Raw genomic sequence first — 23,668 nt, forward strand, 5'->3', positions numbered from 1 at the left:
GACCGCGTCCGCCGGGGACGGCACGGCGCCGGTTCACCCGGTCGGGCGACCCGAAGTGGGTTGACATCGTTGTCCGCTGAGGCGGTAAAGTCATGTACAGACCATGAGACAACGTTGTCGCCCGTCACGGGACCGACACAAGCCGCACAGCAGACACGCAGGAGCACCACGAGCAACTCCCCCCGGACAGGCCGCCCACCCCCCTCGCCTGCCCGGCTCGCGGACCCGGTGTGCAACGACACCGGGTCCGCCCAGAGCGGATCGCCGACGCCGACCGACCTGACACGGCAGGCCGGTTGCCCCGTCCCCGCCGCCACCCTGGACGACGCAGCCGAAGGTCGCGCTCCGCCCGGGACCGAGCGAGCCGTTCCAGTCGGCGTGTGGACCAGTTCGATTGCCATACGCATGGCATGACCGTCTCTGCGCGGAGTGGACGGCCGCGCACGGGTCAGGGAGACGAACGCGGGGCGGAAGCGGGCCCACCACCCCGACGGGTTCCGGTCCGCCGGGGCGATATGGGAGCGCTCCCACCCCACTCCCCCGCGAAGCTAGCGCGAACCGGGGCGGGTGTAAACGGCGTGGCACGGCTTCGCCGTTCCGAGCGGCGGGCCCTGCTGCCGGGCAGCAGGGCCGCCACAGCCGGCATACAGACTTGACCCATTCTTGGCCGAGCGCGCTATGTGGTGACTGGCGTGCGGTCATGTTCACTTGACGCGGCCATGAGGTTGGTTCTTGACGGTTTCTGAGTCATCGGCCTTCCGACACCGACCGTCGCGCTGTCAGGGCGCTGCGATGGAGGAAGAACTCATGAGGAGACGGATACGCGGCGTCCTGGCCGCGTTCACCGGAGCGGTGCTGCTCACGATGGGGGTCACCGCGGGCGGCGGACAGCCGGCGCGAGCCGATGACAACGGTGTCGGGCTCAAGCCCGTGCTCGGGTGGAGCAGTTGGAGCTTCGTCCGCCGCAACCCGACCGCGGCCACCATCGAGGCGCAGGCGAAGGCGCTCAAGGACAGCGGGCTCGCGAGGCACGGGTTCGTCTACGCCAACGTCGACGACTTCTGGTACCAGTGCCCGGGCAGCCAGGGTCCCGACGTCGACCAGTACGGCCGCTGGGTCACCGACCCGGCCAAGTTCCCGCCCCGCGGCGCCGAGAACGGCATCCAGGTCGTGGCCGACTACATCCACTCCCTCGGGCTGAAGTTCGGCCTGTACGTCACCCCGGGCATCTCCCAGCAGGCGGTCGCCAAGAACACCGAGATCCAGGGAACCCCGTACCACGCGCGGGACATCGCCACCACGACGACGGAGAACAACTACAACTGCGGCGGCATGGTGGGCATCGACTACACCAAGCCCGGCGCGCAGACCTTCGTCGACTCGTGGGCCGGGCAGTTCGCCGGCTGGGGCATCGACTACCTCAAGATCGACGGTGTCGGCACACCCGACGAACAGGACGTCCAGGCCTGGTCGGACGCGCTGCACCACACCGGGCGGCCGATCCATCTGGAGCTGTCCAACAACCTCGACATCAACCATGCCGCCACCTGGAAGAAACTCTCCAACGGCTGGCGTACCGGCGGCGACGTCGAGTGCTACTGCGGTCCGGACGGCAGCAGTTACCCCCTGACCACCTGGGCCTCCGTCGCCTCCCGGTTCGACCAGGTCGCCGCCTGGGCACCGTACGGCGGTCCCGGTGGCTACAACGACTACGACTCCCTGGAGATCGGGAACGGCACGGACAACGGCCTCACCCCCGACGAGCGCAGGACCCAGATGAGCCTGTGGTCGCTGGCCGCCTCCCCGCTGATCCTCGGCACCGACCTCACCCACCTCGACCCGGCCGACCTCGCCCTGCTGAAGAACACCGACGTCCTCGCCGTCGACCAGGACGGCATCGACGCCCAGCGGATCTCCTCGGACCCGAACTCCCAGGTGTTCGCCAAGACCGAGCCCGACGGGGACGCCGTCGTCGGCCTGTTCAACACCGGTTCGGCGCCCCGGGAGGTGGCCACCAGCGCGGCCGCGCTGGGCCTGCCCAAGGCGCGTGACTACGCCCTGCGGGACCTGTGGAACCACGGGCTGACCGAGTCCGCGGGCCGGATCGCCGCGAACGTCCCGCCGCACGGTGTGGTCCTCTACCGGGTGCACGGCACCCGCCACCCGGTGGCCGGCGCGGCGCCGGACGTCTCGCTGGCGCTGAACTGGGCCCCCGCCCCCAGCGACAGCACCACGCGTACCGTGACCGCGGTCCTGTCCGACAACGGCTCGCGGCCGGTCACCGACGCCGCCCTGACTCTCACCGGGCCGTCCGGCACGAAGATCACCACGCATCAGGCGACGCGGGCCCGGACGATCCACGGCGGCGGTGCGCTGAGGGCCACCTACTCCGTCTCCGTCCCGCCCTCGGCGAAGCTCTTCGCCTCCAGCGACTTCCAGGCAACGGCGAGCTACCGCTTCCGGTCGGCCGGGAGGACGCACCTCGGCGCCGGTGACACGATCACCGTGAACCATCAGGTGACCGCCCCGTACCGGACGTTCGCGTCCACCAAGGCGAGCTTCAGCCAGTCCGGCAGCCGGCTCGGGATCCGGGCCCAGGGCGCCGACCTCTACAACGGCACCAACGAGTACGGCACGGTCTACCTGCCCGGAGCCGAGCACGACGGTTCCGTGACCACGGTGAAGCTCGACTCCCAGTCGGACACGGACGTCTGGGCGAAGGCCGGGATCATGGTCCGCAACGACATCACGCAGCCGGACACCTCCCCCGGCTACCTGGCCCTGGTCGCCACCCCGGCCAACGGCTACCTCCTCGACTGGGACAGCGACGGCAACGGAACACTGGACTCCCAGGACTCCGCCGGCACCGCCGCCTACCCGTCGTGGCTGAAACTGGTCCGCGACGGCACCACCTACAGCGGCTACTACTCCACCGACGGCACCACCTGGAACCTGGTCGGCACCGTCTCCGTCCCGACCGCCGCGGCCACCCAGGACGTCGGCCTCACCCAGACCTCGCACGCCTCGGGCACCACCGGCGAGGCCGACTTCGACACCTTCACGACCACTCCCCCCACAGGCGGAGCCGGCTGACCGTGGGCGCCGGGCGAGAGCGGACTTTCCTTGTCGGGTGGTACGTGCGCGGTCGTCCTGCAACCATCTGGGGATGCTCACTCTCGCCGACGAACTTGGCCACCTTTCCTACGTCGTCGCCGGCGACGGACCGCCCGTCGTACTCGTGCACGCCGGCATCGCCGATCACCGCATGTGGGACGCGATCGTGCCCGCGCTCGCAGAACGGCACACGGTCATCCGGTACGACTTGCGCGGCTTCGGTGAGTCCGTTCCCCCGACCGGACCGTTCAGCGAGACCGACGACCTGCGCCGCCTCCTGGACCATCTCGGCCACGAACGTGTCCGGCTTGTGGGTGCGTCCTGGGGCGGGCGCGTGGCCGTGGACTTCACGCTCGCCCACCCGGGCCGGGTGCATTCCCTGGCGCTGTTGGCCCCACCATGGCCGGGATACCACTGGTCTGCGGAAATGGTCGCCTACGACGAAGCCGAAACTGCGGCCCTGGCCGCGGGCGACCTGGACGCCGCCACCCGTGTGAACCTGGACATGTGGCTGCGCGGGCCTGCTCGCGGGTGGGACGACGTTGCCGCGGGGCTGGCCGACCAGCTCCGCGGCCCGCTACGGACGTCGCTGGTGAACCAGGCCGTCGTGGGCACGCACTCCCAGGGCGCCGCAACCGGTGACATCGCCACCATCGCTGTCCCCACGCTGGTGGGGACCGGCAAGCTCGACGTCGCCGACTTCCAGGACATCGGCCGCCGGTACGCCGCCGGGATCCCCGGCGCCACCCTGGTCGAGTTCGCCGGCGCCGCGCACCTCGTCGCACTGGACGCCCCCACCGAACTCGCTGCGGTACTGGGGCCGTTCCTCGCCCGTTAGCGCCGTGACCGGGGTGGCGGTCCCCGGGTTGCCGTGCCGCCCTGACGGGCCGCGGCACCCCTCTAGACGGGTGCCGTGCGGGCGGCGGTCGGCGTTCCGGTCGGTGGGAGTTCGGTGACCGGGAGTACGAGGGTGAACTCCGTGCGGCCCGGGGTGCTCTGTACGTCGATGCGGCCGCCGTGGGCCGTGGTGATGGCCGAGGCGATGGCGAGGCCCAGGCCCGAGCCGCCCTCCAGGACTCCGGCGCGGGTGCGGGAGGTGTCGGCGCGGGTGAAGCGTTCGAACACGGTCGGCAGGAGGGCGGGCGGGATGCCGGGGCCGTCGTCCCGGACCCGGATCACGCAGGTGGTGCGGGTGGATTCGACGGTCGCGGTGACGGTCGTACCCGCGGGAGTGTGCACCCGTGCGTTGGCCATCAGGTTGGCCACCACCTGGTGCAGGCGGGCCTCGTCGCCCAGCACCAGGGCCGGGCCGTCGTCGAGACCGAGTTCCAGCCGCCAGACGTGCCCGGCCCCGGCGGCCCGCGCGTCCCACACCGCCTCCGCGACCAGCGCGGCCATGTCCACCTCGGCGGACTGCAGCGGGCGGCCCTCGTCGAGGCGGGCCAGGAGCAGCAGGTCCTCCACCAGACTGCGCATCCGGGCCGACTCGGCGTTGACCCGGCGCCAGGCCAGGCCGGGCTCGATGCGGTCCGTGCCGCGGTTCATCAGCTCGGCGTATCCGGCGATCGAGGCGAGCGGGGTGCGCAGTTCGTGGCTGGCGTCGGCCAGGAAGCGGCGCATCCGCTCCTCGCTCCGGCGCACCTGTTCCTCGCTGTGCTGGCGCTCCGCCAGGGACGCCTCGACGTGGTCGATCATCCGGTTGAGGGCGGCGCCGACCTGGCCGGCCTCGCTGCCGGGGTCGGTGTCCTGTTCGGGCACCCGGGTCAGGCCGGTCACCTGGCCGCGGCCGAGCGGTGCGCGGGAGACCTCGACGGCGGTGGCGGCGACCCGGCCGAGGGGGCGCAGCTGCCGTCGTATCACCACCGCGCAGACGCACCCGGCGGCTGTGAGGCCGACGACGGCGACCGCGGTCTCGACCGCGACCAGGCCGCTGATGGTGTCCAGTACGTCGTCCATGGGGAGGCCGGTCAGGACGCGGATGCCGCTCGCGTCGAGGGCGGCGACCCGGTAGGTGCCGAGGCCGGGGACCGCGCGGGTGTGGGTCGAGCCGTCCGGCGCGATGCCCTTGAGGGCGTCGGTCTGGGCGGTGGTGAGCGAGCGCGGGGGCGCGTCGTGGCTGACCACGGCGGCGCTGAGGATGTCGCCCTCGGCGTCGATGCGGGCGGCGAGCATGCCGGCCGGCTGGCCGCCCTCGTTGAGGAAGGTCAGGTCGCGGGTCAGCTCCGGGTGCAGGGCCGCGCCGCCCGCGTTGCGCTCCACCGCGTCGTTCACCCGGTTGTCCAGATTGCCCATCAGATAGGCGCGTTGGGCGAACACCGTGGTCAGGGCCATCGCGGCGCACACGCAGACCAGGACGGCGGTGATGAAGACGAGCAGTCGCGTGCGCAGCGACCGGCTCCGCGGCCGGGCGGTCATCTGCCGTCCTCCACGGGCCGTACGACGTAGCCCATGCCGCGCACGGTGTGGATCATCGGCGCCCGGCCCCGGTCGATCTTGCGGCGCAGGCTGGAGATGTAGACCTCGACGAGGTTGCCGCCGCCGTCGAAGGAGGTGCTCCAGACGTGGTCGAGGATCTGGGCCTTGCTGAGCACCTGGCGCGGATGGTCCAGGAGCAGGCTGAGCAGGTCGAACTCCTTGGCGGTGAGCCTGATGGGGGTACCGGCCCGCTGCACCTCGCGGGACTCGCCGCTCAGCACCAGGTCGCCGAGTACGCGTACCGAGTCGTCGGCCGGGGGCTGTTCGGAGCCGGCCCGGCGCAGCAGCCCGCGCAGCCGCAGCACGACCTCCTCCAGGGAGAAGGGCTTGGTGACGTAGTCGTCGGCGCCGGCCTCCAGGCCGTCGATGCGGTGTTCGACGGCGTCGCGGGCGGTGAGCATCAGGACGGGCAGCCTCGGCATCTCGTAGCGGAGTCTGCGCAGCACCTGGAGCCCGTCGAGGTCGGGCAGCATCCCGTCGAGCACCACCGCGTGCGGGGCGCAGCCGCGGGCCAGCCGCAGGGCGCTCTGTCCGTCGAGCGCGGGGTACGGGCGCCAGCCCGCGTCGGCGACGGCGGCGGAGAGCAGCTCGGTGAGACCGGGCTCGTCGTCGACGATCAGGACGCGGACTCGGCCGGTTCGGGCCGCTGCGGTGGCAGACATGTAGCAAGTCTGTGCCGGTCTCCTGGGGGAATGCTATGTTCCCGCTGAGCCGAAGCCGTGGGACAGGACGGGCGCGGGGGCCGCAATGCGGACGCGCGGACCGGGGACGACCGGCCGCGGCCGGCTCCTCCGGGTGGGCTGTTTGCGCCAACTCCCTTGGCCGAAGCGGGCATTGGCACCCTCCGGCCACCGTGTTCCCTTGAGCCGCCGCCGACCCGGCGCCCACTCTGATCTCTGGCTTCCGCTTACCGGGCGGAAGCGTTTCCACGTTCAGGGGAGGACGTCCACCCATGCGAAGACTCCACGCCCTGTGGGCCGTGGCAGGAGCGGCCGGACTGCTCGCGGGGGCTGTCATGCCCGCGGCATCCGCGCCGGGATCCCCGGTCACCACACCCGTCACACCCCTCACGGGTCAGAGCACCACCACCCCACCGCAGACCGTCACCCTCATCACCGGCGACACCGTGACCCTCACCGTCGGCCCGGACGGCAGGAACGCCGTCGACGTCCGGCGCGGCAAGGGCCGTGCGGCCGCCACCTTCCTGTCGAGCGAGAAGGACGGCGAGATCAGCGTCCTGCCGGCGGACGCCGTCCCGCTGATCAGGGCGGGCCGCCTCGACCCGGCCCTGTTCAACGTGTCCCGGCTGGTCGCACAGGGGTACACGGACGCGAAGACCGGCAGCACCCCGGTCATCGCGACGTACGACAAGGGCGCCGAGACCCCCGAGGGCGCACGCCGGACGCTGGCGCTGCCCGGGATCGACGGCGCGGCGCTCAGCGCGCGGAAGTCGACCGCGTTCTGGTCGGACATCGCCCCGCCGCTGGGCACCGAGCCCACCGCGAAGGCCGCGAGGCGGCTCGGTGACGGCATCGGCAAGATCTGGCTGGACGCCAGGGTGAAGGCGTCCCTCGACGTGAGCGTGCCGCAGATCGGCGCACCCGAGGTGTGGCAGGCGGGCTACGACGGCACGGGCGTCGAGGTCGCGGTCCTGGACACCGGCGTGGACCTCGGGCACCCGGACCTGGCCGGGAAGATCGCCGGCTCCGAGAGCTTCGTACCGGACGAGACCGTGCAGGACGGCTTCGGGCACGGCACCCATGTGGCGTCCACGATCGCCGGCTCGGGCGCGGCCTCGGACGGCAGGTACAAGGGGGTGGCCCCGGGCGCCCGGCTGCTGGTCGGCAAGGTGCTGGACGACACGGGCAACGGCCAGTCGTCCTGGATCATCGCGGGCATGGAGTGGGCGGCGCACTCCGGCGCGAAGATCGTCTCGATGTCCCTGGGCGGTACCGCGGACGGCCCCTCGGACGTGCTCAGCCAGACGGTCGACGAACTGTCCGCGGACACCGGCACCCTCTTCGTGATCGCGGCCGGCAACGCGGGGCCGGGCGAGCAGACCGTGGGCACCCCGGGTATCGCCGACTCCGCGCTGACGGTGGGCGCGGTCGACAAGTCGGACCAGCTGGCCTCGTTCTCCAGCCGGGGCCCGCGCCTCGGCGACTTCGCGGTGAAGCCGGAGATCACCGCGCCGGGCGTGGACATCACGGCGGCCCGCGCCGCCGGTACCGGCATGGGCACCCCGGTCGACGACCACTACACGACGGCGAGCGGCACCTCGATGGCGACCCCGCACGTCGCGGGTGCGGCGGCGCTGGTCGCCGAGGCGCATCCGGACTGGACGGGCGCGCAGATCAAGGAGGCCCTCGCCAGTACCGCGAAGACGAATCCCGACGACTCCGCCTTCGAGCAGGGCGACGGCCGGGTCGACGCGGTACGGGCCGTCGAGCAGGGCGTCTTCGCGACCCCGACGCTGAGCTTCGGCACGTTCGCGGACGGTGACACCGGGGTCGTCAGCAAGGACGTCACGTACACCAACACCACCGACCGCGCGGTGGAGTTGAAGCTGTCGTCCGCACTCTCCGACCTCCCGCTCGGCGCGGAGGCCCTGACCGTGCCCGCGCACGGCACCGCCTCGGTGCCGGTCGGCGTGGACCCCGCGCAGGAGGCCCCGGGCCGGTACTCGGGCCATGTCACGGCGACCGCCGACGGCATCCGGGTCACCACGGGCGTCGGCTTCGAGAAGGCGCCGAAGACGTACAGCCTCAAGGTCTCCCTCGTGGACCGCGAGGGCAAGCCGTCCACCGGCGCGTCGATCTACACGCTCCAGGAGCTGGACGGCGCCTACCCCGACGAGTACGGCTTCATCGGCAGCGGCTGGACCTGGCAGGTACCGGCCGGCACCTACTCCGTCGCGACCTGGATCCCGGACCGGGACGCGGGCGGCCTGGCCGTCGGCACCTCGGTCGTCGGCAACCCCGAGATCAAGGTCGACCAGGACACCGCGGTCGTCCTCGACGCCCGCAAGGCGGTGGAGATCAGACCGAGGACCGAGCAGGACTCCGAGTTCCGGGGCTTCAGTACCAACTGGCACCGGGAGGGGCCGGGAGGGGCCTGGGGGCTCACCTACAGCCAGGGCTTCTGGACCAAGCACGTCTACGTGGCGCCGACCCAGCAGGTCACCGTGGGCACCCTGGACTTCTACGCCAAGTTCCGCCTGTACGCCAAGGAGTTGACGGCGACCGTCACCAGCCCGCAGAGGACCGCGCTGTCCTCACTGTCCTACGCGCAGACCTACAACGACTTCCCGTTGAAGATCAACGGTGACCACACGGTCCAGGCGGTGGACGCGGGCGGCGGTACCGAGGCCGACTTCGCCGGGATCGACGTCAGGGGCAAGGTGGCGGTGGTCGGGCTCGGTGCCACGGAGCGGGCGCAGACCGCCCTCGACAACGCGACCAGGGCCGGGGCGGGTTACCTCATCGCGTACCGCAGGACACCCGGTTTCTGGATCGAGGCCGTGGACCGCGCGACCGGCGTCCCGCTGATGATCGCCACCGGCGAGGAGGGCGCCGAGCTCGCCGGCCTGCTGAAGACCGGCAGGAAGGTCACCCTGAAGCTCAGCGGCACACCGGTCAGTCCGTACGTCTACAACCTGCTCGCCGCGCAGAGCGGAGCCATCACCGCGCACCAGACCTACCGCCTGGACAAGTCCGACACGGTACGGCGGAAAGCCCGTTACTACGGGGCCACGGCCGGCGAGACGGGCGCGGACACCCTGTACACCTTCCGTCCCTGGCAGCTCTTCGGCGTCGAGAACAGTGTCTACACGCAGCTGGGCACGGAACGCGACGAGTACTACTACGTCGACCCCGGCACCCGTACCTGGCACGTCGTCTATCCGAACTGGAAGGCGAACAAGGGCGAGTGGAGCCCGCTGCGGACCTTCGGCGAACCTGGTACGGAGCCCGCCGAGGACTGGCTGCGCCAGGTCCTCCGGCCCGGAAGCAGCGAGGAGTACGGCCGCTCCGTCCGCGACGGTGACGAACTCACCCTCTCGGTGCCGGAGTTGACCGACTCCACACCGGGTCACTACGGAGCCGTCGACGGCGTCGACAACACCGCGAAGGGCAGGCTCTACGCGGACGGGCAGCTGGTCGGCGACTCGGCGCTCGGCGGGCGCGGCACCTTCGCGGTGGCGGCGGGCCCGGCCGCGTACCGCTTCGAACTGGACGTGCAGCGCCGGGCGGAGTGGGCCAGGTACTCCACGAGCACACACACCGAGTGGACCTTCTCCTCGGCGCACACCGACACGGAGACGGCGCTGCCGCTGCTCACGGTCGGCATCACCCCGAAGGGCCTCGACCTTCTCAACCGGGCCGACCGCAGACATGCGGTGGAGATCGGGCTGCCGGTCGCGGACCAGCTGGGCAGCGTGCGGGCGCGCAGCCTGAAGGCCTGGGTCTCCTACGACGACGGCACGTCCTGGAAGGAGGTGAAGGTCAGGAACGGCACGGCGCGGTTCAGGCCGGCGAAGGGTGCCGAGGCGGTGTCGCTGCGGGTGCGGGCCGCCGACCGGGACGGCAACGGGATCGACCAGACCGTGCTGCGGGCGTTCGGCCTGAAGTGAGCGACCGCCCGAGCCACGGTAAGGATTCTTGACAAAGCAGCTCTACCGTGGCGAGCCATGGTGAACACGGCACATGATCCTGCAGGACAGACCCCTGCCGCGAGCCCCTGGTCCGCGGTGGGGGTCTCCGCCTTCGACGAGACGGTGTACCGGTCGATTCTGCATCAGCCCGACGCCGGCGCGGCCGGCTGGGCGCTGCTGACCAGGGCGACCCCGGCCCGGCTGCGCGAGGCCTGCAACCGGCTGCTCACCCTTGGCCTGCTCCAGCCGCCGGACTCCATGGGCGGGTTACGAGCGGTCGACCCGCGGGTGGCGATCCGCGCGCTGATCCGGCGGCGCGAGACGGAGTCCGAGCTGCTCGCCGCCACCGCCGAGGAGATGGCCACCGCGTACGAGGCCGGGCTGCTGCGCGAGGAGCCGACCCGGCTGATCGAGGTCGCCTCCGGCGAAGGTGCCATCGCGGCCCGGCTGGAGGAGATGTACGCCCGCGCCGAGCACGAGGTGTGCCTTTTCGACACTCCGCCGTACCTCGCCCCGCCGGCACCGCAGGTGGACCTCCAGGCCGATCTGCTCAGGCGCGGGATCGTCTCACGCGGCGTCTACGCGGCGAGCGGCCTGGAGGATCCGAACACCCTGACCCGGGCCTGGAGGATGGTGGAACTCGGCGAGCAGGCACGGGTGCTGCCGTCCGTGCCGCTCAAGCTGCTGGTGGTCGACGGACGCCGCGCGCTGCTCCCGCTGACCTCGTCCGCCGCGGGCGGCTACTGCGCCGTCGTCGTCTGGCACTCGGCGGTCACCGAGGCGCTGCAGAAGCTCTTCGAGCTGGCCTGGCAGCAGGCGACCCCGCTCGGCCGGCCCCATGGCAACGGCGAACTCTCCGAGGACGAGCAGACGTTGACACGGCTGCTGGCGGCCGGGATGAAGGACGAGGCGGTGGCCCGTCACCTGGGGGTGAGCCTGCGAACGGTGCGGCGGCGGGTGAGCGACCTGCAGGAACGCCTCGGGGCGGCGAGCCGTTTCCAGCTCGGGCTGCGGGCCGCTCAGCGCGGCTGGCTGTAGCGCAACGACGCGGGGCCGCGCTCCCTCCACCAGGAGCGCGGCCCCGACCGCCGTACCGGATCCCTTACTTGCGGATCAGGCTGCGCAGCACGTACTGCATGATGCCGCCGTTGCGGTAGTAGTCGGCCTCACCGGGGGTGTCGATCCGGACGACCGCGTCGAACTCGACGCCCGTGTCGGTGGTGACCTTGACGGTGCGCGGGGTGGTGCCGTTGTTGAGCTCCTCGACACCGGTGAAGGAGAAGGTCTCCTCGCCGGTCAGGCCGAGGGACTCGGCGGTGGCGCCCTCCGGGAACTGGAGCGGCAGCACGCCCATGCCGATCAGGTTCGAGCGGTGGATGCGCTCGTAGGACTCGGCGATGACGGCCTTCACGCCGAGCAGCGCGGTGCCCTTGGCGGCCCAGTCGCGGGACGAGCCGGAGCCGTACTCCTTGCCGGCCAGGACGACCAGCGGGATGCCCTGCTCGATGTAGTTGCGGGAGGCGTCGTAGATGAACGCCACCGGCGCGTCGGCCTGCGTGAAGTCGCGGGTGTAGCCGCCTTCCGTCCCCGGCGCGATCTGGTTGCGCAGGCGGATGTTGGCGAACGTGCCGCGGATCATGACCTCGTGGTTGCCTCGGCGGGAGCCGTAGGAGTTGAAGTCACGACGCTCCACACCGTGCTCGGTGAGGTACGTGCCGGCCGGGGTGTCGGCCTTGATGGCACCGGCGGGCGAGATGTGGTCGGTGGTGACCGAGTCGCCGAGCTTGGCGAGGACGCGGGCGCCGACGATGTCGGTGACCGGGGCCGGCTCGTGCTGCATGCCCTCGAAGTACGGGGGCTTGCGGACGTAGGTCGACTGCGGGTCCCAGTCGAAGGTGTTGCCGGTCGGGATCGGCAGCGACTGCCACTGGGCGTCGCCGGCGAAGACGTCGGCGTAGGACTTGTTGAACATGTCCTCGCCGATCGCGTTGGCGACGACGTCGTTGACCTCGGCCTCGGTCGGCCAGATGTCCGACAGGTAGACCGGCTTGCCGTCCTGGTCGGTGCCGAGGGCGTCCTTGGTGATGTCCACCTTCATGGAGCCGGCGAGCGCGTAGGCGACGACCAGCGGCGGGGAGGCCAGGTAGTTCATCTTGACGTCGGGGTTGATCCGGCCCTCGAAGTTCCGGTTGCCGGAGAGGACCGAGGTCACGGCCAGGTCGTGGTCGTTGACGGCCTTGGAGACCTCCTCCGGCAGCGGGCCGGAGTTGCCGATGCAGGTGGTGCAGCCGTAGCCGACCAGGTTGAAGCCGACCTTGTCGAGGTAGGGGGTCAGGCCCGCCTTCTCGAAGTAGTCGGTGACGACCTTGGAGCCCGGGGCGAGGGTGGTCTTGACCCACGGCTTGCGGGTCAGGCCCTTCTCGACCGCCTTCTTGGCCACCAGGGCGGCGGCGACCATGACGTACGGGTTCGAGGTGTTGGTGCAGGAGGTGATCGCGGCGACGGTGACCGCGCCGTGGTCGATCTCGTACGTGGTGCCGTCGGGGGCGGTGACGGTGACCGGGTTGGTCGGGACGCCGTTGGCGGCGGCCGGGGCGTCGGAGGCCGGGAAGGACTCCTCGCCCGCCTCGTCGGCGGTGGCGACGTAGTTGCGGACGTCGCTCTTGAACTGCTCGGCGGCGTTGGCGAGGACGATACGGTCCTGCGGGCGCTTCGGGCCGGCGATGGAGGGGACGACCGTGGCGAGGTCCAGCTCCAGCTTCTCGGAGAAGTCGGGCTCGGCCTTCGGGTCCAGCCAGAGGCCCTGCTCCTTGGCGTACGCCTCGACGAGCGCGACCTGCTGGTCGGAGCGGCCGGTCAGGCGCAGGTAGTTCAGGGTCTCGCCGTCGATCGGGAAGATCGCGGCGGTGGAGCCGAACTCCGGCGACATGTTGCCGATGGTGGCGCGGTTGGCGAGGGAGGTGGCGGCCACGCCCTCGCCGTAGAACTCGACGAACTTGCCGACGACGCCGTGCTTGCGGAGCATCTCGGTGATGGTGAGGACGAGGTCCGTGGCGGTGGTGCCCGGCTTCAGCTCACCGGTCAGCTTGAAGCCGACGACGCGCGGGATGAGCATGGAGACCGGCTGGCCGAGCATCGCGGCCTCGGCCTCGATACCGCCGACGCCCCAGCCGAGCACGCCGAGGCCGTTGACCATGGTGGTGTGCGAGTCGGTGCCGACCAGGGTGTCGGGGTAGGCCTGCCCGTTCCGGACCATGACCGTGCGGGCCAGGTGCTCGATGTTCACCTGGTGGACGATGCCGGTGCCCGGCGGGACGACCTTGAACTCGTCGAACGCGGTCTGGCCCCAGCGCAGGAACTGGTAGCGCTCCTTGTTGCGGCCGTACTCCAGCTCGACGTTCTGCTTGAAGGCGTCGTTGGTGCCGAACTTGTCGGCGATGACGGAGTGGTCGATGACCAGCTCGGCCGGGGCCAGCGGGTTGATCTTCGCCGGGTCGCCGCCCAGCTCCTTCACGGCCTCACGCATGGTGGCGAGGTCCACGACACAGGGAACGCCGGTGAAGTCCTGCATGATCACGCGGGCCGGCGTGAACTGGATCTCCTGGCTGGGCTGGGCCTGCGAGTCCCAGCCGCCGAGGGCGCGGATGTGGTCGGCGGTGATGTTCGCGCCGTCCTCCGTGCGGAGCAGGTTCTCCAGCAGCACCTTCAGGCTGTACGGAAGGCGAGCCGAGCCTTCCACCTTGTCCAGCCGGAAGATCTCGTACGACTCGTCGCCCACCTGCAGCGTGCTGCGGGCGTCGAAGCTGTTCGCCGACACGACAGTCTCCTTCATTGATGTGCGCGTACCACCGTCATCGTGCCGCCACGCCGACTTGGCCGATCCAGTAAGGTCAGGCTAAGTTAGGCATGCCTTACCAAGGTGGCGGTTGCGGTGCGCCTAGGCAGATATCTCGATGTCGAGATAACTCTAGTACACGGTCGCGGGTTGGTCATGCCCGGACCCGCTGTCCTGTGTCAGCGAACCCGGGGCAGTCCCGGTCCTTCCGGGGCATCGGTGGCCGCGTCCCAGTCTTTCCCGGGCGAGCAGTGCGGTGTCCCAGTCTCGCAAGGACGTGATCGAAAACGGATTGCGCACAGGGGCTGCGGTTGGATAGGTGTTGCGGACGAGCTCCTGCCGCAAGGGTGAGGAGCACGACAGCGAGAGGAGGGACAAGCCGATGAGTCCCATGATCACCGCGCTTGCGTCCTCCCGGGGCACGGACCGCGTCTGACCCCGGAGCGGACGGGCGCCTTCACCGGAGCATGCCTGAACCGTGAACCAGAACGACCTGACCATCCGTCCGATCAGCGGACCCGAAGAACTCGATCTCTTCTCTCAACTGCCCTACGTCCTCAACGAGGAACTGGCAGACGACCTTGCCGTCGGCCGACGGCGCCCGGAATGGATGTGGGTCGCGCTGCGCGGTGACCGCCTACTGGCCAGAGCTGCCTGGTGGAGCCGGGTCGGCAGCGACACACCGCTCGTCCTGGATGTCCTCGACATCGACGACGACGCCTCGAATCCCGATCACAGCGACACCGTGGTGCGACTTCTGCACACCGCGATGGCCGCCACCCTTTCGAACGGGTCGTGTCCCCCTGAGTACAGCCGTCTCGTCCCGCCGGACTGGCGTGAGAACACACGGACCAGAGAAGCCGTCGAGAAGCGCATGACGGTACTGGAACGGACCGGTGCCCGGCTCTTCGTCGAACGGCTGCGCCTGCAGTGGCATCCGGAATCGCCGGTCCCGAAGCCCACCGGGCGCCTTGCGTTCCGGCCGATCAGCGGCGCCGGTGAGCTCGTGGCACTGATGGCCTCGGTCATGGACGGAACGCTGGACGCACACGGCCGTGACGACCTGACCCGGATGTCCGCCCAAGAGGCGGCCGTCAAGCACTACGAAGACGAGCTGGCGCGCTACACAAGCCCACGAGACTGGTGGCGGATCGCAACCCTGCCCGACGGAGAGCCGGTGGGATTCGTCCTCCCCGCCCACAACGGCTACCACGCGATCATCGCCTACATCGCGGTCGTGCCCGCGCACCGCGGCCATGGCTACATCGACGACCTACTCGCCGAGGGCACCCGCATCCTTGCCGGGCAGGAAGTCCCTCGCATCCGCGCGTCCACAGACCTGGGCAACGTCCCGATGGCGAACGCCTTCCATCGCGCTGGATACGTCAATTTCGGGCGCGAGATCAACATGACCTGGAGCTGATCGACCACCGGACAGGTGCTCCGGAGACGGCGCTCCCGCAAACCCCGGGCTGCCTCAGGCCGGATGAGACAACCCCGGCGGCGATGTCTCAACCGATCCGAGGCAGCCCTCACCGGCGGCGCGAGCCGCCGGTGAGGGCACCCGGCAGAGGTCAGTCCGTGGAGTCGTACCAGGTGACGTTGTCGTTGATGATGAGGATGTTCGTGTCGAGGCTTTCGAGGACGCCGCCGGACGACACGTAGAGGTAGGTCCAGTTCTGGTTCTCGATGAGATCGCCGTCCGCGGTCCAGAACTGTCCGGACCGGCCCCCTCCGCACGGGGCGGTCCAGACGGCGTTGTAGGTGCCCACGTCCTCCGTCGTCAGGCAGTCACCGGTCGAGTTGTTCACCAGCCGGCGCATCGAGTGCCCCTGCCAGGTGTTCGTGTCCGAGCCCCAGTGCCACAGGTATGTCCCGGAGCACGAGCCGAGGAACGGCGCTCCGGCGGTACCCACTTTGAGGCACTGGCCGCTGTACGCGTTGAAGAAGTGCCAGTTGGCCGCCGCGGAGGCGGGGGTGAACGCACTGGCGATGGCGAGCATGAAGGCGGCCAGCCCCATGGGCAGGGTCAGGCGCATCTTCGATCTCCATGTTGTCATGTCCTGCATGACTTGTACGGCGCGCCTTTGGTTGTACAGGTTCCGCAGATTGCGGTGAGAGGGCGGGACCGGGGTCGTGCACGGCTGCGGGGCGCCGCCGTGCCGCCCTCACCCGCCGCCGGTCCATGACGGCCCCGGCCCGCCGGGCCGGCCGTCGAGTGCCGTCGCCTCCCGGAGCCACCGGGTCTCCCGTGCCAGGAGCGCGGCCCGTTCCGTGCCGTCGGCCGCCCGGAGCCGGCGGACCGAAGCCGCACGCCCGAGGCGGCGCAGCGTGACGGCGCGTGCGGCCGGGGCCGCCGCGGCGGGACGCGCCGCGAGCGCCACCCGCAGCAGGCCGAGGGCGCGGTCGGCGTCGCGGGCGGGGACGGCGGCGCCGCGCTGCACGAGGGCGGCGCCCAGTTCATCGACGGCGTTGATCCAGTCGGCGAGCGGCCATGCGGCCGGGCTGCTTCCCGCGGGAGCGGGCGCAAGGGCCACCGCCCGGCCGAGCGCCGCGCAGGCCGCCGCCACGTGCTCGCCCGGTTCCCCCGGCGGCAACGCCAGGTGCACGGCCGCGGCACCGAGCAGGGCCCTGGCCCGCTGCGCCGGCAGCGCGAGCCGGTCGCACAGGAGTACGGCCTCCTGCGCGGCCCGCAGCGCGCGGTCCAGGTTCTCCCGGCGTTCGCCCGTCGTCCGCCGGACCAGCGTGGCCGCCTGCGAGGTGAGGACGGCGGCGCGGACCGCTCCTTCGCATCCGGTCGCGAGCGCCTCGCCGTACGCGGTCAGCGCGGCCTCGGCGGAGTCCCGCTCCGCGCGGCCGGAGCGCATCTCGCCGAGCAGGCCGTGGGCGAGGCCGATGTGCCAGCGGGCGTAGGCCCGCTGCCCGGCGGGTGCGTCGTGCGCCGCCTGGGCGACCGCGGTGAGGAAGGCCAGCGCCGCTTCGGCCAGTTCGGCGTCCCGCGTCCGGTCGGCCCAGGTCAGCAGGGCGATGCTCTCGCGCAGCGGTCCGGTGCTGGGATGCCGTTCGTCCAGCTCGACTCCGGGATCCGGTGCGGAAGCGGGGCCGCGGCGCGGTGGCGGTCCTGCGAGTGCGGTGAGCGCGGACACCGCGGTGCACAGGCCGTCGACCAAGGACTCCCACTCGGCGGGGCGCGCCGCCGGGTCGAGCGTGAGCAGACGCCGGTGCCCGGCGCCGAGCGCCCGCCAGTGGGCGGCGGCGGTGGCCGGGGGCGCGCCGGCGCCGCCGCCCGCCGGCGGGCCCGCCGGTGGCCGAGCCCGTACGGCCGGGGAACTCCCCTGCGGTTCCCCGGCCGTGTCCCCCGTCCCCGCGGCCCCCGCCGCCTCCCCCGGCTCCCCGTGTGGCCCGCCCCCGTTCAGGCCGGTCCGCACCCCGTGGCGCAGGAGGGCGAGGAAGGCGTGCCAGAGCGCCTGGCTCTCCGCGGGAGGCAGCCCGCGGAGCCGTCCCAGGGCCGTCTCCCGGGAGCTGCCCCGGGACGGCTCCGCGAGGATCGAGGCGATCGCTTCGAGCGCGGCCGCGGCACGCTCCGGGCCCACGCGGGCGGCCAGCCGGAGCACCGCCGCCCGGACGAACGCCTCGTGGGCCTCCCGCGGCCGGCCGGCCGCGTCGAGCCGCTCCGCCCCGGCCTGGAGACGGTCCGCGACCGAGGGCCGGAGCAGGCCGGGCAGGTCCGGCACGAGCGCGAGCAGATGGCGCGCCGACGCCGCCGTGCGGCAGTGCTCCAGCAGAACCGTCTCGGACGGCGCCCCGTCCCCGTCCCGGGCGTCGGCATCCCGCGCGTTCACCCCCTGTCGCCTCCGTCCCACGCCTCCTGCCCGGTCCGCGTCAGACCGAGCCCAGCAGCACCACCAGCAGGGCCACGGACAGGACCAGCACGGTGAGTGTCAGCGCGCCGACGATGCCCCACGCCCGGTCGGCGGACCGTCCGCCGGCCGGCCCGGCCCGCCCGCCGCCCGCCATCGCGGGTCCGCCGGCGCCTCCCGTGCTTCCAGAACCGCCGCTGCCGCGTGGGCCCTGGCCCCCAGGGTCAGGGCTCCCCGGCCCGCCCGGTCCAGCGTGGTACCCGCCAGGCGCAGGAACCCCGCCGCCGTCCTGCGGTACGGGAACGGCCACGGGTCCGCCGCCCGGTCCGACCGGGACGCGCTCCCCGGCCGACGGTCGGCGGCGGCCCGAAAGGGCCGCCTCGATACTCCTCTTCGACTGGTAGGTGTCCAGGGTGACGCAGCTCAGCGGCGCTCCGCCCGCGGGCATCCGGACCGCGTCGGAGGGACGCACCCCGAAGGTGACGGAGTCGGCGTTGTAGAAGTCCTTGACGACGTCCGCGCACAGGCCGTGCACGAACTGGAAGAGTTCCCGCGTGGCTTCGTCGGTCCGCGGCCGGTCCCGGAGGACGACGCCTTCCGTCAGGGGCGTCCGGCGCGAACGGTTGCGGACGTACTCGACGTCCTGGCCGACGTCGGCGCCCGTCAGGTAGACCACGCGGTACAGCAGCCACAGGGAGTACCCGGCCTGGTCGCGGTACTCGCGCAGGTAGGCGCTGTGGCCGGAGACCTCGCCGCCCGCCGCGCTCGTGAGCAGGGCGTGGGTCCGGGTCTCGGCGAGGAACCTGGGGGCGACCACCACCTGGAAGTCGTGGCTGGCGGTGCGGGTGATGACGAAGGGCCAGGCGTCCGGGCGGTCCGCGCCGGCCGGCGGCCCGTCCGCTCCGTAGGTCATGAGGCCTCCTTCAGCACGCGCGACCCCGGGTGCACGGCCTCGAACTCGGCCAGTACGGCGTCGAACACCTCGGCCATGCGCGTCAGCGCCTCGTCCTCGGAGCGCGCCTGCAGCATCTGCCCGCGCACCTGGGCGATCTCCCGCTCGACCTGCTGCCTGCGCTCGGCGATCCGCCTGCTCCCGTACTCCCCCGCGGCTTCGAGGACGTCCTGCTGGACCAGCCGCAGCAGGGGCGACCGGGCGGGCTTGGCGCCCAGGACGGAGCGCAGCAGGGACAGTTTGCTGTCCCAGCCGTCCATCCGTACCAGCCGCTGCCTGTGCTGTTCGAGGAGCGGGCCCGCGGTCTCGGCCCGGTGCGCCGAGGCCCGCAGCTCGTCGCGGACCAGGTCCACGAGGACGGCCATGAAAGGTATCTCGACGTTGTACGGCCTCGGGTACGTGCCCGGCTTGACCTGCTTGACCATGGTCCGGGAGACCGGGTCCAGGACCGCGTAGCCCTCGCCGAGCGCGCTCACCGGGATGAACCGGAAGGTCCCCACCGACTTCCGGTTGACCCGGTCCAGGTAGAAGGCCTCGAAGTCCGGATGCTCCAGCAGACCGTCGAGCACGCTGCGCAGCGTGTGGCCGGCCGCCTGCAGCAGGTCCCACTTGGTGACCACCACGTGCAGCGCGGCATCGCTCTGCTGGATCTCGTTGAGGATCCCGACGAGTTCGTCGGTGAGGCCCGGTTCGCCGTCGAGCTGGCGGAGCACCTTCTCACCGTCCAGCAGGAGCAGCAGGAACTTCGAGGCTCTCACCCGCTCCCAGACCGCCTGGCCCGCCTCGCTCTCCCAGGCGTCCTCGATCTGCATGAACGCGCCCGAATAGTCGAGGTAGGAGAGGGTGAACGGGCTGAAGACCGCGCCGTCCTCGGTCCGCAGCGAACACGTGAACGTCCATTCCGTGGTGTTCGCCTGCATGCTGGGGTCGGGCCACTCGTCGGGCGCCCCGGAGGTCACCTCGCGGAAGATGTTGTTCAGTCTGATCTTGTCGGCGCCGGGGACGTTCACGAAGAACCCCGTGTCCGGCCGCTGGATGAACAGCCGGCGGAAGAGGCTGGCCAGGTAGAGGGTCTTGCCCGAGCCGGACGGCCCGAGCACGGTGACGGGAATCGAGTCCATGCAGTGCCTCGTTCGGTGACGCGGAACAGCGTCGCGGGGCACGAGGTCCCCGCGGCACACCCCCCGTGCGGAGCGGTACGGCGACCGTAAGCGACGGATCGTGCGGAACCCATCCCAACCATCTGGGATATCCCTACAGTTGCGGATATGCCTCGACCTGCTTCCGAGCCCTCGCCAGAGTCCGCCGCGGGCCGTTCCGGTCCGTTACGCGCCCGTTCCGGCGACCTGGTGGACGCCTTCGAGCGGCGCTCCCGCCGGCTGCTCGCCACCGCGCCCGCCGCCGGCGCCGCCCTGGAGGTGCTGGGCGCCGCCGCCCGGTGTCTGCTGCGCCAGGTGCCCGCGGACGTGTGGTGCGGGGTGCTGCTCGATCCGGCGACGCTGCTGGACACGGGCGGCCGCCACGAACAGGGGTTTCCCGAACGTGTGATGCCCCGGCTCTTCGAGATCGAACACGCCGAGCAGGCGGGCGTCGACAACATCCGGGCGCTGTCCCGCCGTACCGAGCCGGCCAGTCTGCTGAGCGTGTCCACGGGTCGGCGGCTGGAGGACAACGTCTACTACCGGGACATCCTGCACCCGGAGGGCCTCGCCGACGAGTTGCGGGTGGCGTTGCGCGACCGGGGGCACTGCTGGGGGCTGCTGGTGCTGTGCCGGGCCCGGGGCGCGCTGCCGTTCTCCCCCGCCGACGTGGCGCTCGCCGCCCGGCTCAGCACCCCGGCGGGGCGGGCGCTGCGCCAGGCGTTCCTGCTGGGCGGCACCGACCTGGGCGACACCCCGGACGCGCCCGGCCTGGTCGTCCTCGACCGCGACGGCCGCATCCGGCAGGCCACGCCGACGGCACGGCACTGGCTCGGCCAGATCCAGGAGAGCCGCCCGACCGACGAGGAGACCGGTCCCCTGGCGCTGCAGGCCGTGGCGGCCAGGGTCCGCACCACCGCGCACGGGAACACCGGGGAGTTACCGGCCCCGGTCCAGTCGACCCGCTCCCGGGTGCGGACCCACAGCGGCCACTGGGTCACCCTGCACGCCACGCACATGTCGGCCCCGGGTGACGGCGAAGGGGCCGGGGAGGACACCGGGGCCGGGCACACGTACGTCTCGGTCGGTCTCAGCCAGCCCGGCGAACTCGCCGCGATCGTGCTCGACGCGTACGGCCTGTCGGCCCGCGAACGCCAGGTCGCGCAGCGGGTGCTGGTGGGCCGGTCCACCACCGAGATCGTGGACGAGCTGGCGATCACCGAGGACACCGTCCAGGACCATCTCAAGAAGATCTTCCGCAAGGCGGACGTGCACAGCCGCCGCGAGCTCATGGAGGAGGTCTTCTTCCACCACTACCTGCCGGGCCTCGTCCAGCCTCCGCTGACCACGGACGGCCGGAGGCGTCCGCGCGGCCGCGGCGCCGGGAAAGAGGCCGCCGGGCCGGGCTGAGGACGCCACGCCGGGGTAGCCGAAAGACCATCGGCAAGCCTCGCAGCGAGGCGGAAGGAGACACCGTGCCCCTCACGTTCCGCAAGAGTTTCCGGATCCTGCCGGGTGTGCGCCTGAACATCAACCGGCACTCCTGGTCCCTCACCACCGGCGGCCGGCACGGGCCGCACCACACGCGCAGCAGTACCGGGCGCCGGACGACGTCGTGGGATCTGCCGGGCCCCTTCGGGTGGCGGCGCACCAGCAGGGCCCGGCGCCGGTGACGGCCGCGGTGTTCCCTCTCAGGGGCTCTCTGCTCCGTCCTGCTCCGTCCTGCTCCGTCCTGCTCCGGGCGCAGGTGCAGGAACCCGGAGGGCCGTTCGTGGGCGTGTCGCAAATCGGGGCAGAGCGTGTCAAGTCCGGCCCCCCGTGGAATGAAGTCGAAGTGCAGGCAGTTCGGGCTCCGGTCCACCCGGTCGGCGGAGGGCACGCCGGTGCCGACGGCCTCGGCGACCGCGCCCCGGCACTCCGGGACGCCGGACGCGCGAACGCCGTCGGCGAACGGGGCGCCCTGGAGCCTCACCTTGCCCAAGCCCGGACAATGCTCGACGGATCGAACGACCGGACTCGTTGACAGGGCATCACCCGAACGGACCCCCCGACGAGCGCCATCTCATATCTGAGATAACCTCGGCCCCATGGCAGACGACTACCTCGTACGCATCGGCAAGCTCATCCGTGACGCCCGGCAACACCGCGGCTGGACACAGACACAGCTCGCGGAGGCGCTCGGCACCAGTCAGAGCGCCGTCAACCGCATCGAGCGCGGCAACCAAAACATCAGCCTTGAGATGATCGCTCGAATCGGTGAGGCCCTGGACAGCGAGATCGTCTCACTGGGCTACGCGGGCCCGATGCATCTGCGGGTGGTGGGCGGCCGTCGGCTGTCCGGCGCCATCGACGTGAAGACCAGCAAGAACGCGTGCGTGGCCCTGCTGTGCGCCTCGCTGCTCAACAAGGGGCGCACGGTGCTGCGCCGGGTGGCCCGGATCGAGGAGGTGTACCGCCTGCTGGAGGTGCTCAACTCCATCGGCGTGCGGACCCGCTGGATCAACGACGGCGTCGACCTGGAGCTGGTGCCCCCGGCCGACCTCGACATGGCGTCGATCGACGCCGAGGCCGCCGTCCGCACCCGCTCGATCATCATGTTCTTCGGCCCGCTGCTGCACCGCATGGACCAGTTCAAGCTGCCCTACGCCGGCGGCTGCGACCTGGGCACGCGGACCATCGAGCCGCACATGATCGCGCTGCGCCGGTTCGGCCTGGACATCGCGGCGACCGAGGGGCAGTACCACGCGCAGGTCGACCGCGCGGTCCGCCCCGGCCGCCCGATCGTCCTGACCGAGCGCGGCGACACGGTGACCGAGAACGCGCTGCTGGCCGCCGCCCGGCACGACGGCGTCACCGTCATCCGCAACGCCTCCTCCAACTACATGGTCCAGGACCTCTGCTTCTTCCTGGAGGCGCTGGGCGTCAAGGTCGAGGGCATCGGCACCACCACGCTCACCGTGCACGGCGTCCCGAACATCGACGTGGACGTGGACTACTCGCCCTCCGAGGACCCGGTCGAGGCGATGAGCCTGCTGGCCGCGGCCGTCGTCACCGAGTCGGAGCTGACGGTCCGGCGCGTCCCCATCGAGTTCCTGGAGATCGAGCTCGCCGTCCTGGAGGAGATGGGCCTCGACCACGACCGCAGCCCCGAGTACAGCGCGGACAACGGCCGTACCCGCCTGATCGACCTCACGGTCCGCCCCTCCAAGCTGGAGGCGCCCATCGACAAGATCCACCCCATGCCGTTCCCCGGCCTGAACATCGACAACGTGCCGTTCTTCGCCGCCATCGCGGCGGTCGCGCAGGGCAAGACCCTCATCCACGACTGGGTCTACGACAACCGCGCGATCTACCTGACCGACCTCAACCGCCTCGGCGGCCGCCTCCAGCTCCTCGACCCGCACCGGGTCCTGGTGGAGGGCCCGACCCGCTGGCGCGCCGCCGAGATGATGTGCCCGCCGGCCCTGCGCCCCGCCGTGGTCGTCCTGCTGGCCATGATGGCGGCCGAGGGCACGTCCGTCCTGCGCAACGTCTACGTCATCAACCGCGGTTACGAGGACCTCGCCGAACGCCTCAACTCGGTCGGAGCGCAGATCGAGATCTTCCGCGACATCTGAACGGCCCGCGAAGGAACGCCGCCAT

15 protein-coding genes are annotated in these 23,668 nt (G+C 71.5%); 8 read left to right on the forward strand and 7 right to left on the reverse strand.

What is annotated here, in order from left to right; translation table 11 throughout:
* Nucleotides 1–807 precede the first annotated feature (807 nt).
* A complete protein-coding gene (locus ACIQVL_RS11525) occupies nt 808–3,093 on the forward strand; it encodes an NEW3 domain-containing protein (RefSeq protein WP_403475152.1) in 2,286 nt (761 codons plus the stop codon).
* Nucleotides 3,094–3,166: 73 nt separating this feature from the next.
* Entirely contained in the window at nt 3,167–3,952 is a 786-nt protein-coding gene (locus ACIQVL_RS11530) for an alpha/beta fold hydrolase (RefSeq protein ID WP_403475153.1), read from the forward strand.
* A gap of 62 nt (nt 3,953–4,014) precedes the next feature.
* Here ACIQVL_RS11530 and ACIQVL_RS11535 read toward each other — a convergent pair whose 3' ends face one another.
* Together ACIQVL_RS11535 and ACIQVL_RS11540 are read right to left on the reverse strand one after the other, a co-directional pair.
* Nucleotides 4,015–5,529: an ATP-binding protein gene (locus ACIQVL_RS11535; protein ID WP_403475154.1), complete on the reverse strand. Its 1,515-nt coding sequence runs from the start codon at nt 5,527–5,529 to the stop codon at nt 4,015–4,017.
* The gene (locus tag ACIQVL_RS11540) at nt 5,526–6,251 is read right to left on the reverse strand and encodes a response regulator transcription factor (RefSeq protein WP_403430437.1); all 726 of its coding nucleotides are present in this window, start codon (nt 6,249–6,251) and stop codon (nt 5,526–5,528) included. The genes ACIQVL_RS11535 and ACIQVL_RS11540 overlap by 4 nt, the downstream gene beginning before the upstream one ends.
* A 290-nt stretch (nt 6,252–6,541) precedes the next feature.
* Between ACIQVL_RS11540 and ACIQVL_RS11545 the strand changes: the two genes are divergently transcribed.
* Entirely contained in the window at nt 6,542–10,219 is a 3,678-nt protein-coding gene (locus ACIQVL_RS11545) for a S8 family serine peptidase (protein ID WP_403475155.1), read from the forward strand.
* Nucleotides 10,220–10,276: 57 nt separating this feature from the next.
* A complete protein-coding gene (locus ACIQVL_RS11550; protein WP_403430440.1) occupies nt 10,277–11,278 on the forward strand; it encodes a response regulator transcription factor in 1,002 nt (333 codons plus the stop codon).
* Between the two features lie 64 nt (nt 11,279–11,342).
* On the opposite strand, the gene acnA is transcribed toward ACIQVL_RS11550, so the two are convergent.
* Nucleotides 11,343–14,057 (reverse strand): aconitate hydratase AcnA, encoded by a 2,715-nt coding sequence (acnA, locus tag ACIQVL_RS11555; RefSeq protein WP_403430442.1) that lies wholly within the window; start codon nt 14,055–14,057, stop codon nt 11,343–11,345.
* A 496-nt stretch (nt 14,058–14,553) separates the two neighbouring features.
* Here acnA and ACIQVL_RS11560 point away from each other — a divergent pair, with 496 nt between their 5' ends.
* On the forward strand, nt 14,554–15,498 hold the full coding sequence (locus ACIQVL_RS11560) for a GNAT family N-acetyltransferase (RefSeq protein WP_403475156.1): 945 nt from the start codon (nt 14,554–14,556) through the stop codon (nt 15,496–15,498).
* 151 nt (nt 15,499–15,649) lie between these two features.
* Here ACIQVL_RS11560 and ACIQVL_RS11565 read toward each other — a convergent pair whose 3' ends face one another.
* The 4 genes from ACIQVL_RS11565 to ACIQVL_RS11580 all read right to left on the reverse strand — a co-directional run bounded on the left by ACIQVL_RS11565 (nt 15,650) and on the right by ACIQVL_RS11580 (nt 20,008).
* Nucleotides 15,650–16,114 (reverse strand): hypothetical protein, encoded by a 465-nt coding sequence (locus ACIQVL_RS11565; protein ID WP_403430446.1) that lies wholly within the window; start codon nt 16,112–16,114, stop codon nt 15,650–15,652.
* Nucleotides 16,115–16,243: 129 nt separating this feature from the next.
* Nucleotides 16,244–17,917, reverse strand: coding sequence for a hypothetical protein (locus tag ACIQVL_RS11570; RefSeq protein WP_403475157.1), 1,674 nt, complete (start codon nt 17,915–17,917; stop codon nt 16,244–16,246).
* A 40-nt stretch (nt 17,918–17,957) separates the two neighbouring features.
* Nucleotides 17,958–18,848, reverse strand: coding sequence for a hypothetical protein (locus ACIQVL_RS11575; RefSeq protein ID WP_403475158.1), 891 nt, complete (start codon nt 18,846–18,848; stop codon nt 17,958–17,960).
* Complete coding sequence (locus tag ACIQVL_RS11580; protein WP_403430451.1) at nt 18,845–20,008, reverse strand: hypothetical protein; 1,164 nt, start codon at nt 20,006–20,008, stop codon at nt 18,845–18,847. The genes ACIQVL_RS11575 and ACIQVL_RS11580 overlap by 4 nt, the downstream gene beginning before the upstream one ends.
* 147 nt (nt 20,009–20,155) lie before the next feature.
* On the opposite strand from ACIQVL_RS11580, the gene ACIQVL_RS11585 reads away from it, so the two are divergent.
* The 3 genes from ACIQVL_RS11585 (at nt 20,156) to ACIQVL_RS11595 (ending at nt 23,643) form a co-directional block, all read left to right on the forward strand.
* Nucleotides 20,156–21,436: a LuxR C-terminal-related transcriptional regulator gene (locus tag ACIQVL_RS11585; RefSeq protein WP_403475159.1), complete on the forward strand. Its 1,281-nt coding sequence runs from the start codon at nt 20,156–20,158 to the stop codon at nt 21,434–21,436.
* A 65-nt stretch (nt 21,437–21,501) separates the two neighbouring features.
* Nucleotides 21,502–21,699 (forward strand): DUF4236 domain-containing protein, encoded by a 198-nt coding sequence (locus ACIQVL_RS11590; RefSeq protein WP_403475160.1) that lies wholly within the window; start codon nt 21,502–21,504, stop codon nt 21,697–21,699.
* Between the two features lie 414 nt (nt 21,700–22,113).
* Nucleotides 22,114–23,643 (forward strand): helix-turn-helix domain-containing protein, encoded by a 1,530-nt coding sequence (locus ACIQVL_RS11595; RefSeq protein WP_403430458.1) that lies wholly within the window; start codon nt 22,114–22,116, stop codon nt 23,641–23,643.
* The last annotated feature ends 25 nt before the right edge of the window (nt 23,644–23,668 follow it).

Origin of the sequence: Streptomyces sp. NPDC090499 (genome assembly GCF_044769305.1) — a bacterium.
In the GTDB taxonomy this organism is placed as follows: domain Bacteria; phylum Actinomycetota; class Actinomycetes; order Streptomycetales; family Streptomycetaceae; genus Streptomyces.

Excerpts from the sequence above, each read along its gene's own strand:
- ACIQVL_RS11525 (WP_403475152.1), top strand. The coding sequence starts at position 808 with ATGAGGAGACGGATACGCGGCGTCCTGGCCGCGTTCACCGGAGCGGTG.
- ACIQVL_RS11530 (WP_403475153.1), top strand. The coding sequence starts at position 3,167 with ATGCTCACTCTCGCCGACGAACTTGGCCACCTTTCCTACGTCGTCGCC.
- ACIQVL_RS11535 (WP_403475154.1), bottom strand. The coding sequence starts at position 5,529 with ATGACCGCCCGGCCGCGGAGCCGGTCGCTGCGCACGCGACTGCTCGTC.
- ACIQVL_RS11540 (WP_403430437.1), bottom strand. The coding sequence starts at position 6,251 with ATGTCTGCCACCGCAGCGGCCCGAACCGGCCGAGTCCGCGTCCTGATC.
- ACIQVL_RS11545 (WP_403475155.1), top strand. The coding sequence starts at position 6,542 with ATGCGAAGACTCCACGCCCTGTGGGCCGTGGCAGGAGCGGCCGGACTG.
- ACIQVL_RS11550 (WP_403430440.1), top strand. The coding sequence starts at position 10,277 with ATGGTGAACACGGCACATGATCCTGCAGGACAGACCCCTGCCGCGAGC.
- ACIQVL_RS11565 (WP_403430446.1), bottom strand. The coding sequence starts at position 16,114 with ATGCGCCTGACCCTGCCCATGGGGCTGGCCGCCTTCATGCTCGCCATC.
- ACIQVL_RS11575 (WP_403475158.1), bottom strand. The coding sequence starts at position 18,848 with ATGACCTACGGAGCGGACGGGCCGCCGGCCGGCGCGGACCGCCCGGAC.
- ACIQVL_RS11580 (WP_403430451.1), bottom strand. The coding sequence starts at position 20,008 with ATGGACTCGATTCCCGTCACCGTGCTCGGGCCGTCCGGCTCGGGCAAG.
- ACIQVL_RS11585 (WP_403475159.1), top strand. The coding sequence starts at position 20,156 with ATGCCTCGACCTGCTTCCGAGCCCTCGCCAGAGTCCGCCGCGGGCCGT.
- ACIQVL_RS11595 (WP_403430458.1), top strand. The coding sequence starts at position 22,114 with ATGGCAGACGACTACCTCGTACGCATCGGCAAGCTCATCCGTGACGCC.